Annotated in this window: 13 protein-coding genes and 1 pseudogene; 2 read left to right on the top strand and 12 right to left on the bottom strand. The window is 62.2% G+C overall.

The features are described from left to right. The first annotated feature begins 4 nt into the window (after positions 1-4). Complete coding sequence (locus ACE4QZ_RS13450) at positions 5-556, top strand: ATP-dependent Clp protease proteolytic subunit (RefSeq protein WP_021784713.1); 552 nt, start codon at positions 5-7, stop codon at positions 554-556. Between the two features lies 1 nt (position 557). On the opposite strand, the gene ACE4QZ_RS13445 is transcribed toward ACE4QZ_RS13450, so the two are convergent. After that, positions 558-956, bottom strand: a complete 399-nt coding sequence (locus ACE4QZ_RS13445) for an NUDIX hydrolase (RefSeq protein ID WP_021784712.1) — start codon at positions 954-956, stop codon at positions 558-560. 296 nt (positions 957-1,252) lie between these two features. Here ACE4QZ_RS13445 and ACE4QZ_RS13440 point away from each other — a divergent pair, with 296 nt between their 5' ends. Next, positions 1,253-1,522, top strand: coding sequence for a DUF6555 family protein (locus ACE4QZ_RS13440; RefSeq protein WP_021784711.1), 270 nt, complete (start codon positions 1,253-1,255; stop codon positions 1,520-1,522). Positions 1,523-1,600: 78 nt separating this feature from the next. Here ACE4QZ_RS13440 and ACE4QZ_RS13435 read toward each other — a convergent pair whose 3' ends face one another. The 11 genes and pseudogenes from ACE4QZ_RS13435 to paaK form a co-directional block, all read right to left on the bottom strand. Beyond that, the gene (locus tag ACE4QZ_RS13435; protein ID WP_153811166.1) at positions 1,601-1,771 is read right to left on the bottom strand and encodes a hypothetical protein; all 171 of its coding nucleotides are present in this window, start codon (positions 1,769-1,771) and stop codon (positions 1,601-1,603) included. A gap of 249 nt (positions 1,772-2,020) precedes the next feature. Further along, positions 2,021-4,075 (bottom strand): phenylacetic acid degradation bifunctional protein PaaZ, encoded by a 2,055-nt coding sequence (paaZ, locus tag ACE4QZ_RS13430; RefSeq protein WP_021784709.1) that lies wholly within the window; start codon positions 4,073-4,075, stop codon positions 2,021-2,023. A gap of 37 nt (positions 4,076-4,112) precedes the next feature. Beyond that, a complete protein-coding gene (locus ACE4QZ_RS13425) occupies positions 4,113-5,345 on the bottom strand; it encodes an OprD family porin (RefSeq protein ID WP_021784708.1) in 1,233 nt (410 codons plus the stop codon). A 39-nt stretch (positions 5,346-5,384) separates the two neighbouring features. Then, a pseudogene (locus ACE4QZ_RS13420) lies at positions 5,385-6,953 on the bottom strand (cation acetate symporter); the annotation flags it as partial. Next, positions 6,944-7,252 (bottom strand): DUF485 domain-containing protein, encoded by a 309-nt coding sequence (locus ACE4QZ_RS13415; RefSeq protein ID WP_004374508.1) that lies wholly within the window; start codon positions 7,250-7,252, stop codon positions 6,944-6,946. The gene ACE4QZ_RS13415 and the pseudogene ACE4QZ_RS13420, both read right to left, overlap by 10 nt. Before the next feature lie 151 nt (positions 7,253-7,403). Then, positions 7,404-8,480: a 1,2-phenylacetyl-CoA epoxidase subunit PaaE gene (gene paaE / locus ACE4QZ_RS13410; protein WP_021784706.1), complete on the bottom strand. Its 1,077-nt coding sequence runs from the start codon at positions 8,478-8,480 to the stop codon at positions 7,404-7,406. 15 nt (positions 8,481-8,495) lie between these two features. Beyond that, positions 8,496-9,029, bottom strand: a complete 534-nt coding sequence (gene paaD / locus ACE4QZ_RS13405) for a 1,2-phenylacetyl-CoA epoxidase subunit PaaD (protein WP_021784705.1) — start codon at positions 9,027-9,029, stop codon at positions 8,496-8,498. Beyond that, positions 9,016-9,774 carry a 1,2-phenylacetyl-CoA epoxidase subunit PaaC gene (gene paaC, locus ACE4QZ_RS13400; RefSeq protein ID WP_021784704.1) on the bottom strand — a complete coding sequence of 253 codons (759 nt, stop codon included), beginning with the start codon at positions 9,772-9,774 and terminating at the stop codon, positions 9,016-9,018. Before paaC ends, paaD begins: the two co-directional genes overlap by 14 nt. A gap of 8 nt (positions 9,775-9,782) precedes the next feature. Next, on the bottom strand, positions 9,783-10,064 hold the full coding sequence (paaB, locus tag ACE4QZ_RS13395; RefSeq protein ID WP_004374528.1) for a 1,2-phenylacetyl-CoA epoxidase subunit PaaB: 282 nt from the start codon (positions 10,062-10,064) through the stop codon (positions 9,783-9,785). A 25-nt stretch (positions 10,065-10,089) separates the two neighbouring features. After that, positions 10,090-11,079: a 1,2-phenylacetyl-CoA epoxidase subunit PaaA gene (gene paaA / locus ACE4QZ_RS13390; protein ID WP_021784703.1), complete on the bottom strand. Its 990-nt coding sequence runs from the start codon at positions 11,077-11,079 to the stop codon at positions 10,090-10,092. Between the two features lie 199 nt (positions 11,080-11,278). Further along, positions 11,279-12,598 (bottom strand): phenylacetate--CoA ligase PaaK, encoded by a 1,320-nt coding sequence (gene paaK, locus ACE4QZ_RS13385; protein WP_028697434.1) that lies wholly within the window; start codon positions 12,596-12,598, stop codon positions 11,279-11,281. Positions 12,599-12,611 lie beyond the last annotated feature (13 nt).

Here is a 12,611-nt window from a genome sequence, read left to right as displayed (position 1 = left end):
AAGCATGGCCAGACATATCATCCACTTCACCGGACCGATCAATTCGTCCACCTGCGGCAACCTGATCAATACCTGCTCGCGAGCATTGCAACAGGGTGCCGAAACACTGCAACTGAACATCGCCACGATGGGCGGCGAGTGCAGCTATGGGTTTACCCTGTACAACTTTCTGCGGGCGTTACCCGTGGAGGTGCATACCCACAACCTGGGCACGGTGGAATCCATGGGCAATATCCTCTTCCTGGCCGGAGAGCGACGCACGGCTTGCAGTTTCAGCAAGTTTCTTTTCCACCCGTTTCATTGGACCTTGCATGGCTCGGTAGACCATTCGCGGATGTCCGAGTATGCAATGAGCCTGGATTACGACTTGCGTCTGTATGCGCAGATCGTGGCCGAGCGTACAAAAGGCGCGACCGAGGTACTGGATGTAACGCGGTATCTAATGGCCTATCCACGGATACTGGGGCCGCAGGAGGCGCTGGAAGCCGGGATGATCCATACAATCGATGAAATGCCGATCGAGACGGATGCAACTCAATGGAGTGTGCACGCTTAGTTTAACGAACTGACGCCGCAGTGCCCGGGTCACAAGCCAGCAAGGAGCGGATCAGGGACTTGATCTCGCCCTTTACCGTAGCCACCTGGTCCAAGTGAGCAAAGCGGCAATCGGAAATTTCATGCCGGGCCTTGGGTTGCGGTGCGTCAGCAAATTCCGCTGCGAACACGTAATGCATCCGCTCTGGCGTTTCGTGGCGCATCAGCAAAATCAGCGACTCAGCCTGCAGGCCGGTCTCTTCCAGCAACTCCCGCTCAGCGGCCTGCATTGGCGTCTCGCCGGCCTCGATCTTGCCGCCTGGAAGGGTCCAGGGCGCGTTGGGCTTTCTCACCCACAACCATTTATGGCGCTGCTTGCCATGTCGGCAAATGATGGTGGCGCGATGCTTGACTGGCTTCATTCCGGCTCCTGGGCAATTCCTTTATTGCATGAAGTTTCGGCCCTGGCTGGCAATAAACGTTGCGTTGAAGCTGACGAACGGTCACCTCCGTGACGCAAACATCTTGCCTGCGTGTTTTTCGTGCCATCGGTCAGCTGACTGCAAAGGCAATGAGCGCAACGAGGAGCTGGACTCTCGGAACCTAGGCAGGGCACACGTTCGGCCACTGGTACCAAAGGTTCGACAAAATTTTGAATCTTCTGGTCACGGCCCGATCAATCAGAATGTCATCCATGGAGAAGAGGAGGCCCCCTGCGATGCCTAGCCCACAGCTGTACATAATTGATTACAAACTGCATGGCCAGCCGCGCAGTTTCATTATTCGCCTGGAACGCCTGGATAATGCCGAGGCCTGGCATTGGGCAAGTTGTGATGCGGGCATCGGCATCATTCCCAAGTTCGGTCGCGAGAAGATCAGGAAAGTCAGTCGGCCGATGGCCGAGCGTTATGGCGTTACCGCCGTGAGTTGGCGGATTTCGGGGAGCAAGCCCAACCAGTCGGTGGGTGGTCCGGCGGCGGTGGTTTAATACCTCGCCTGCACTTGGAACAGGAAACTGCAGGAGCGGACGTGCCCGCTCCTGCAGGATACGATGATGCTCATGTTGTCATGCGCCGGACTCAGGGTCGCTGGCTGGGACGCCAGGGCGGTTTTCATCGTCATCCGTCACATTGGGGTCGGCATCAGGATCGTCTGCCCGATCGTTGCGTCTATCAGGCTCCAGCTCCGGCCAATCATCTTCAACATTGCCGCCGCCCATTCGCAGTAGGAAATCCATTGTGCAGTCCTCGTTCATGATCCTCATGAATTGTGATCGACAGGTGCACGCCAGAGATCCACTGGGCAATGGCAGTCGCTGACCAACGGTTTCAGTTGCCTGAGTACTTCACTACAACCACGTACGCGCACTTCCCAAGTGCCTTGGGCAGCTACTGGCCTCTTCGCGGGTGAACCCGCTCCTAAGAGGGCGCTGTGCAGTACCGGGCAAAGGCGGCTTGCCCGGGAAGAGGCCGGTAGCTTCAACCCATCATTCTGGCTTTTTCAGCACCAAGGTCAGGATGTCATAGCTGGCCACCAGTTCACCCAGCTGATTGGTTACCTCCACATCCCATGCCACCACCCCCTGCGGCTGCCCCAGCGGGCTGGCCTTGCCCTGGTCGATCTTGCGCTTGCAGGTCAGGCGCGCCTGGATGGTATCGCCAATGCCCACCGGGTTGATGAAGCGCAGGGTGTCCAGCCCATAGTTGGCCAATACCGGTCCGGCGCCGGGCGACACGAACAGCCCGGCCGCTGCCGACAGTACGAAGTAACCATGGGCAATGCGTTTACCGAACTGCGAGGCCTTGGCGGCGATTTCGTCGAAGTGCATGTAGAAATGGTCGCCTGACAGGCAGCCGAAATTGACCAGGTCAGCTTCTGTCACGGTGCGGCGATGGGTGAGCAGCGACTCGCCGACACGCAGCTGCTCGAAGTAGCGACGGAACGGGTGCACTTCGGTTTCGATCACTTCGCCGCCGCGCACGTACTCGCCGGTGACCGCCGTGAGCATGCTCGGCGAGCCTTGTACTGCGGCGCGCTGCAGGTAGTGCTTGACCGCACGCAGGCCACCCAGCTCTTCACCACCACCGGCGCGGCCCGGGCCACCGTGCTTGAGCTGCGGCAGCGGCGAGCCGTGACCGGTGGACTCCTTGGCGGCCTGGCTATCGAGCACCAGCAGACGGCCATGCCAGGCAGCAGCCACCGGGATAGCCTTGGCGGCCACGCTGCGGTCGGCGGTAACCAGGGTCGCCACCAGGCTGCCTTTGCCACGGGCAGCCAGTGCCAAGGCTTCGTCGAGGTCGTCATAGGCCATCAGCGTACTGACCGGGCCGAACGCTTCGATGTCGTGGGCGCCGCCCTCGGCATGTGGGTCACGGGCCTGCAACAAGGTCGGGGCAAAGAACGCGCCTTCAGCCACGCCTTCACCACGTGGGGCAAAGCCATCGCTGGCGCCAAACAGTTGATCACAACTCTGCAGCAGGCTGCGCACCCGCTCGCCAACGTCGCGCTGCTGGTCATGTGAGGCCAGGGCCCCCATGCGCACGCCTTCCAGCGACGGGTCGCCAACCACGACCTTGCTCAGGCGCTCGCGCAGGCGGGTGGCAACGGCATCCAGGTGCCTGGCCGGAACGATCGCGCGGCGGATGGCGGTGCATTTCTGCCCGGCTTTAGTGGTCATTTCACGCACCACTTCCTTGATGTACAGGTCGAACTCTTCGCTGTCCGGTGTCACGTCCGGGCCGAGGATGGCGCAGTTGAGCGAGTCGGCCTCGGCAGTGAACGGCACCGAGTTGCGAATCAGGTTGGGCGTCACGCGCAATTTGGCAGCGGTATCGGCAGAACCGGTGAAGGTCACCACGTCCTGGCCTTGCAGGCGATCAAGCAGATCGCCGGTGCTGCCTATCACAAGCTGCAGGCTGCCTTCGGGCAGCAGGCCGGAGGCATTCATCAGGCGCACCACGGCCTCGGTCAAATAGCTGGTCGAGGTCGCCGGCTTGACGATGCAGGGCATACCGGCGAGAAACGTCGGGGCAAACTTTTCCAGCATGCCCCAGATGGGGAAATTGAACGCGTTGATGTGCACCGCAACGCCTGCCCGTGGCACCAGGATGTGACTACCGGCGAAATGGCCTTGTTTGCCCAACGGTATGGCAGGCCCCTCGTGCACCAGGTTACCCGAAGGCAGCTCGCGACTGCCGATGCCGGCATAGGAGAACAGCGTGGCGTTGCCGCCTTCGATGTCGATCCAACTGTCGGCCCGGGTGGCGCCGCTGTGGTGCGACAGGGCGTAGAGCTGCTCCTTGTGCTCGGCCAGGTACAGGGCCAGGGCTTTGAGGCGTTGGGCACGTTGTTGGAAATCCATGCCCATCAGCGAGGCAAGACCGCGTGCACGCGCGTAGTCCACGGCTTCGGCGAAGTCAGGGCGCTCTTCATGGCTGTAGGCCAACACGTGGCCGTCGAGGGCGCTACGCAGGGCCTGGGCGCCGTGCTGGCCGAGCCAACGGCCGGCGATGAAACTTTGCAGAGTAGGGGCGGCAGACATGCTGTTCTCCATGCTGTTCAAAATGTGAGGGGCGCTGTTACCACAGCGCCAGGGTGTAGCCGATGATCAGGCGGTTTTCGTCCACGGCGTTGGTCAGGCCGTTGCCGGAGCGGAAGGTGACATTGCGCCAGCGCAGGCTGACGTCCTTGAGCGGACCGCTCTGAATGACATAAGCGATGTCGGTATCGCGCTCGCGCTCGCGGCCATTGGTCACGGTGGCAGTTTCGGCGTGGCGACCGTCGGTGTAGCGGGTCATGAAACTCAGGCCGGGGAGGCCCATGGCTACGAAGTCGTAGTCGTAGCGCACCTGCCAAGAGTCCAGCCCGGCCCGGGTGAAGGTGTTGTAGGTGACCAGGTTGACGGTGAACGGGTCGCCGCCGTTGACGAACGGGAAGGCGCTGTCACCGGACATCTGCTGCCAGGTGGCGGTGAACTTGTGCGCCCGCACGCCCAGGGTGAACATGGCGTTGAAGTTACGGTTGTCGATATTGCCGGCACGCTCGGCACCGTCGTTGCGGCTGTCGAAGTAGCGCAGGTCACTGCGCAGGCTCACACCTTCTGCCAGTGGGCGGGTATCGATCAGCCCGACAAACTGCTGACGGTAGATGTCCTGAAGCTTGGCGTAGTAATAGCTGACCGTGGTTTGCGGGGTGATGGCGTAGCTGCCACCACCAAAGTCCAGGTGGTCACTGCTGGCTGCGCCATAGCCGATATCATCGCGACCAGAGGAATCGCGCAGATTGGCCTTGGTCAGGCGTCCGGCATTGAAGGTGAGGCCATCAAGGTCCTGACTGGTGAGCAGCCCCCCCTGGAAGGTGGACGCCAGCAGGCGGGTGTCGTTGTACACCACCACCGGCAGGATCGGCTGCAAGGTGCCCAGGCGCAAGGTGCTCTTGGACACACGAACCTTGCCGGTCAGGCCCAGCTCACTGTAGTCGTCGACCGGTTCGTGGCTGTTCGGGCCAAACGGCAGCAGGCCGGTGTTACGACGGTCGCGGCTTGAGTCGAGCTTGATGCCCAACTGGCCCAAGGCGTCCACGCCAAGGCCGACCGGGCCCTCAGTGAAGCCCGACTCCAGCTTGGCGGTAAAGCCCTGGCCCCATTCCTCGGCCTTGGCCTGCGGTGCGTTGCTTTGGCGGAAGTCGCGGTTCAAGTAGTGGTTGCGCAGCTCCAGGCGAGCATGGCTGTCGCCGATGAAGTCGGCCAGCGCGGGCATGGGCAGGGCGAGGGTGGCCAGCCAGGCGGCTGACAGGAAGTGTGTGCGGTTCATTGTTGTTGTTTTACCCGACATGTCTGTTCGTCCTTGAAGTCAGTGTTTGCTGGCGCCAGCTGCGCCGATACCGGTCATGGAGCGGATGAACTGGCCCAGGTAGCGACCACGCTCTTCAACGGCACGTTCGGAGCTGTCGGTAACCGAGAATACCCAGGCACTGAGGAAAGCCAGGCTCATGGAGAACAGCGCCGGGTTGCTGTAGGGGAACAGCGCCGTTTCGTTGTGCAGCACGTTGACCCACACCGCCGGGCCCAGCACCACCAACAGCACCGCCGAGACCAGCCCGGCCATGCTGCCGCACACCGCGCCGCGAGTGGTCAGGCCTTTCCAGAACATCGAAAGGAGCAGCACCGGGAAGTTGACCGAAGCGGCCACCGCCAGTACCAGGCCGGAGAGGAAGGCAATGTTCTGCGACTCGAACATCAGGCCCAGGATCACTGCCAGCAGGCCGATGACCAGTGTGGCAATGCGCGACACGCGCATTTCCTCTTGCTCGGTAGCCTTGCCTTTGCGCATCACGCAGGCATACAGGTCGTGGGACACTGCCGAAGCCCCGGACAGCGCCAGGCCGGCGACCACCGCCAGAATGGTGGCGAAGGCCACGGCAGAGATGAAGCCGAGGAACAGGTTGCCACCCACGGCCTGGGCCAGGTGCACGGCGACCATGTTGCCGCCGCCGATGATTGCGCCGGTGGCGTCGCGGTAGGACGGCTCGGTGCCGACCATGACGATGGCGCCAAAGCCGACAACGATCAGCAGCAGGTAGAAGTAACCAATGAAACCGGTGGCGTAGAACACGCTCTTGCGTGCTTCCTTGGCATCACTGACAGTGAAGAAGCGCATCAGGATATGCGGCAGGCCAGCGGTACCGAACATCATGCCCAGCCCCAGTGAAATAGCGTCCACCGGGTTGGACAACAAGCCGCCTGGGGCCATGATCGCCTGGCCCTTGGCATGCACGGCCACGGCGCTGGCAAACATGGCCTCGGTGCTGAAGCCGAAGTGCTTGAGCACCATGAAAGCCATGAAACTGGTACCCGACAGCAGCAATACCGCCTTGATGATCTGCACCCAGGTGGTGGCGAGCATGCCACCGAAGGTGACATAGGCAACCATCAGCACGCCAACCAGCATCACGGCGTACAGGTAGCTGATGCCGAACAGCAACTCGATCAGCTTGCCGGCACCGACCATTTGCGCCACCAGGTACATCAGCGCCACAACCAGAGTGCCGAAAGCCGAGGTCAAGCGCACCGGGGTTTGCGCCAGCCGGTAGCTGACCACGTCGGCGAACGTGTACTTGCCCAGGTTGCGCAGGCGCTCGGCAATCAGGAACAGGATGATCGGCCAGCCTGCCAGGACACCGAGGGCATACAACAGGCCGTCGTAGCCGTTCATGAACATCATCGCGGAAATGCCCAGGAACGAAGCGGCACTGATCATGTCCCCAGCGATCGCCAGGCCGTTCTGCATGCCGGTCAGGCCGCCGCCGGCGGTGTAGAAGTCGCTGGCCGAGCGGGTACGCAGGGCAGCCCAGCGGGTGACCAGCAGGGTGAAGCAGACAAACACCATGAACATCGAAATGGCTGTCCAATTCATTGTGCGCACTCCTGCTTGACCTTGTCGTTGAGCGGGTCGAGCACGTTGTTGGCGCGGTGCACGTAGATGCCGGTCAGGGCAAAGGACAGCAGCACCATCAGCACGCCCACCAGCATGCCGACCGTGGTCACGCCGCCGCTGAGGGACTGGCCGAGGGTGCTGGGCGAGAACGCGACCAGCAGGACGAAGCCGTAGTAGACCACCAGCATGGCCAGGGTCAGGCTGCCGTTCAGGCGGCGTTTGCGTCGTACCAGGTGCTGGAAATCGGGGTGGTTGGCGATGCTTTCTATGCGTTCGGGTGTCATGGCAAGCGATCTCTTGGTTTTGTAATTGTTTTGTTGAGGTCACGCGGGGTATTGCGTTGTTGCTAAGGCCCTCTTCGCAGGTAGGATGCTGCCCCAAGGCCTTGCGCAGGCCTTGCAGGGGCGGGTTTACCCGCGAAGCAGTCGATTCGGTCTACAACTGGTCGAAGTCAAGCACCACCTTGTCGCTCACCGGGTAGGTCTGGCACGACAGCACATACCCGGCCGCCACTTCGTAATCTTCGAGGGCATGGTTGCTGTCCATCTCCACTTCGCCCTCGATCACCCGGCACTTGCAGGTGGAGCACACACCGGCCTTGCACGAGTACGGCAGCTCGGCGCCAATGGCGTTGCCGGCGTCCAGCACGTTCTGTGTGTTGCGCGGCAGGTCGAAGCTCAGTGCCCGGCCATCGCTGATCACGGTGATATGGCTAAGCGCCGAATCCGCCTGGCGTGCCGCCTCACGGGCTTCGCGGCGGGCCTCGCTGCCGGCGGCGGCGAACAGCTCGAAATGGATGCGTTCCTTGGCCATGCCGTTGGCCTGCAGGCTGTCACGCACGGTCTCGGTCATCGCCTGCGGGCCGCAGATGAATGCTGCGTCCAGGCCGGCAACGTCCAGCCAGCGCGAAAACAGCTGGCCGCATTTGTCGGCGTCGATGCGGCCGTTGTACAGGTCGACGTCCTGCTGTTCGCGGCTGAACACGAAAATCAGGTTCAAGCGGTCGAGGTAACGGTTCTTCAGGTCTTCGAGCTTGTCGCGGAACAGCGCACCCGAACTGGATCGGTTGCCGTACAGCAGGGTGAAACGGCTGCGCGGCTCGCTGGCCAGCGTGGTGGCGATGATCGACAGTATCGGGGTGATGCCGCTGCCGGCAGCCACCCCCAGATAATTGCCCTGGCGAGCCGGGTCCAGAGGCACGAAGAAGCTACCCGATGGCGGCATCACTTCCAGCTGCTGGCCGGCCTTGAGCACTTCATTGGCAAACGCCGAGAAGCGCCCGCCCGGCACGCGCTTGACGGCCACGCGCAGCTCGCCGTCCTGCACGGCGCTGCAGATGGAGTAGGAACGGCGGACTTCTTCGTTGTCCAGCTGGGTACGCATGACCAGGTACTGGCCCTGAGTGAAGCGGAACTGGTCCTGCAGGTGCTCGGGCACATCGAAGGCAATCGATACCGCATCACGGGTCTCATTGCGCACTTGCTTGATGGTCAGGCTGTGAAACTGGCTCATGGTGGTCTCCACGGCTCAAATGCATTTGAAATAGTCGAATGGCTCCAGGCACTCGCGGCAGCGGTACAGCGCCTTGCAGGCCGTGGAGCCGAACTGGCTGAGCAATTCGGTATGGGCGCTGCCGCATTGCGGGCAGCACACCTGGGGCGCTTCGCCGAGCAGGCTGCGCTTGCTGGCGCTGCCTTGCGGCGGCGCAATGCCATAAGCGCGCAGGCGCTCGCGGCCCAGTTCGGTGATCCAGTCAGTGCTCCAGGCCGGGGTCAGCCGGCGCTCCAGGTCCGGCGCGGTGAAACCGGCCTGCTCCAGCGCCTGGCGGATATCCCCTTCGATGACTTCGGTGGCCGGGCAGCCAGAGTAGGTAGGGGTAACCACCAAGTGCAGGTGGCCAGCGCGCCAATCGACATCGCGCACGATCCCCAGGTCGACCACGCTGACCACCGGCACTTCAGGGTCCATGACCTGGCCCAGTACCGCCCAGGCCCGGGTCAGGTCGTCACCTTGCTGTGCCCGCGCGCCGCGGTCACCGGCAATCAGTTCACCAGGTTGCATCGGGGTAGGCCCTTGGCAGGAACTGCATTTCGGCCAGCAGCAGGCCCAGATGCTCGGTGTGCAGGCCTTTGCGGCCATCCAGGTAGAAGTGGCTGGCGGCCTTGGGCAGCGGCAGTTCGACCGAAGCAAAGGTCTCCGTGACCTGCTTCAGCCAGGTGGCGCCGACGGTCGCTGGGTCGGCGGCGATACCGCATTCCGCCAGACGGACTTCGTTGTCGCTGCCAGCAGCGAGTTCGACGGTGAAGCGCCACAGTGCCGGGATAGCGGCGAGCATGCGCTGGCGGCTGACATCGGTACCACCGCCCAGCCGTTGTACCCACTCGCTGGACCGGCGCAGGTGGTAGGTGACTTCCTTCAGGGCCTTGGCGGCAATCCCCGCGATTCGCGCGTCGCTGGACTCGACCAACCCCTGCAGCACGGCGAAGTGCCACGCGTCGTAGAGGAACTGCTTGCTCATGGTCACGGCGAAATCACCGTTGGGTTGCTCGACCAGCAGCAGGTTGCGGTAGGCGCGCTCGTCACGGCGGAACGCCAGGGCATCGGCATCCCGGCCATCGTCGAGCAGCTCGGCGGCATACTCCAGCCAGTTGCGGGCCTGGCCGACCAGATCGAGGCCGACGTTCATCAGGGCCAGCTCTTCCTCGATGGCCGGGGCGCGGCCACACCACTCACAGAGGCGCTGGCCCTGGACCAGGGCGCTGTCGCCGAGCAACAGCAGATAGGGGATTAGGGCTTCTTTATGCATGTCCCACCTCACATGTGTCCGACTTCGTCGGGCAGTTCGTAGAAGCTGGCATGGCGATAGACCTTGTCGTCCGAGGGGGCGAACAGCGGGTCTTTCTCGTCGGGGGAGGAGGCGGTGATCAGCGCCGAAGGCACCACCCACAGGCTCACACCTTCGCTACGGCGGGTGTAGAGCTCGCGGGCGTTCTCGATGGCCATGGCGGCATCGGCGGCGTGCACGCTGCCGACATGTTTGTGGTTAAGGCCGTGCTTGCTGCGCACGAACACTTCGTAGAGGGTCCAGACAGACATTTTCGATCTCCGCATCAATCGCCGCTCAGGCGGCGTTCTTGTTCTGTTGCTTGCGCGCATAGGCCACGGCGGCCTCGCGTACCCAGGCGCCATCCTCGATGGCCTTGCGCCGGGTGGCGACACGTTCCAGGTTGCACGGGCCATTGCCCTTGATCACTTCGTAGAACTCGTCCCACTGGATTTCACCGAAGTCGTAGTGGCCGCGCTCGGCGTTCCACTTCAGCTCAGGGTCAGGCGCAGTGCAGCCAAGCAGTTCCAGCTGCGGCACGGTCTGGTCGATGAAGCGCTGGCGCAGTTCGTCGTTGGTCTGGCGTTTGATCTTCCAGGCCATCGACTGGGCGCTGTTGGGCGAGTGTTCATCGCTAGGGCCGAACATCATCAGTGCCGGCCACCACAGGCGGTTGATGGCGTCCTGAACCATGTCGCGCTGGGTTTGGGTGCCCTGGCGCATCATGGTCAGGAGCATTTCGTAGCCCTGGCGCTGGTGGAAGCTCTCTTCCTTGCAGATACGGATCATCGCGCGGGAGTAGGGGCCGTAAGAGGTGCGCTGCAGTACCACCTGGTTGACGATGGCGGCGCCATCCACCAGCCAGCCCACAGCGCCCATGTCGGCCCAGCTGAGGGTGGGGTAGTTGAAGATGCTCGAGTACTTGGCCTTGCCGCTGTGCAGTTTGGCGATTTCTTCGTCGCGGTCAGCCCCCAGGGTTTCCATGGCGCTGTACAGGTACAGGCCATGGCCGGCTTCATCCTGGATCTTGGCCATCAGCTGCAGTTTGCGCTTGAGGCTGGGGGCACGGGTGACCCAGTTGCCTTCGGGCAGCATGCCGACGATTTCAGAGTGGGCGTGCTGGGAGATCTGCCGGATGAGGGTCTGGCGGTAGGCCTCGGGCATCCAGTTCTTGGCTTCGATCTTGATTTCGGCGTCGATCTTTTCCTGGAAGTTGCGTTCCTCGGGGGACATTTCTTCCAGCGTCTTGACGCGCTTGACTCCGGTTTCCACTAGCTGTGCGTACATGTGCTGCGACTCCTGCTAAGGCATGAGTCATTTGTAAGCGATACAAAACATAACGTCAAACACATTTATGTGTATCAAGTAAGATTTATGTATCACATTGACAGCCAAGAGGGCTGTCGGGCAGCAGCGTGTGCCCAGCAGAACGCAGGCAAAAAAAAGGCCCCGGACAATGCCGGGGCCGAAATGGCAGCCGAATGGGTCAGCTGGCCAACCGTCTGTCGAACACGTGGCACGCCTTGCCCTCGGAGCGCTTGAGCGTGCCGCAGGGCTGCAGATGAACCTGGGTGCTGATGCCAATGTAAGTCTTGATCTGTTTGCTCAGCTCGCCGATCACCAGCTTGCGCTGGCCCTCATCAAGGTGCTGGCACTCGCCACGCAATTCCACATGCACCTCGACGCTATCCAGGTTGCCGTTGCGATACAGATGAATCTCATAAAGCTCAGATAGCTGTTTTATTTTTAGGACCTGTTCCTCGATCTGGGTCGGAAACACGTTGACCCCGCGAATGATCAGCATGTCGTCACTGCGGCCGGTGATCTTGCCGATCCGCCGCATCGGCCGAGCGGTGCCGGGCAGCAGCCGGGTGAGGTCGCGGGTGCGGTAGCGCACCATCGGCAATGCCTCTTTGCTCAGCGAGGTGAATACCAGCTCGCCCAGTTGGCCATCCGGCAGCACTTCACCGGTAGCAGGGTCGATGATCTCGGGATAGAAGTGGTCTTCCCAGATGGTCGGGCCGTCCTTGGTCTCGATGCACTCCATTGCCACCCCGGGCCCCATGATTTCCGAAAGGCCATAGATATCGAGGGCATCGATACCCAGGCGCTGCTCGATCGAGCGGCGCAGTTCATCAGTCCAGGGCTCAGCACCGAAAATCCCCAGCCGCAGCTTGAGGTGGTGTGGGTCGATGCCCTGGCGCTCGATTTCATCAGCCAGGTTGAGCATGTAGGACGGGGTGACCATGATGATGTCGGGCTGGAAGTCGCGAATCAGCTGCACCTGCTTTTCGGTCTGGCCACCGGACATGGGGATCACGGTGCAACCCAGGCGCTCGGCGCCGTAGTGCGCGCCGAGCCCGCCAGTGAACAGCCCGTAGCCGTAGGACACATGCACCTTGTCGCCTTTGCGCCCGCCGGCCGCACGAATGGAACGGGCAACCACATTGGCCCAGGTGTCGATATCGTTCTGGGTGTAGCCGACCACCGTCGGCTTGCCGGTGGTGCCGCTGGAGGCATGCAGGCGTACCACCTCTTCCTGGGGCACGGCAAACATGCCGTAGGGGTAGTTGTCGCGCAGGTCGTTCTTGCCGGTGAAGGGGAACTTCGCCAGGTCTTCCAGGCACTTGAGGTCATCGGGGTGGGCGCCATACTCGGCAAAGCGCTGGCGGTACAGCGGCACATTGTCGTAGGCGTGCTTCAGGCTCCAGCGCAGGCGCTCCAGCTGGTGTTGGCGCAGGGCATCGACGCTGGCGGTTTCCATCGGGTCCAGCAGGGCACGATCGGCATCATGGTACATGTTCATGGCTTCACTCGAA

The sequence above is a fragment of the Pseudomonas sp. DCA-1 genome (assembly GCF_046523955.1).
Lineage (GTDB): Bacteria > Pseudomonadota > Gammaproteobacteria > Pseudomonadales > Pseudomonadaceae > Aquipseudomonas > Aquipseudomonas putida_Y.
Note: the sequence above shows the minus strand (reverse complement) of the source record. Positions and strands in the feature narration are given on the sequence as shown.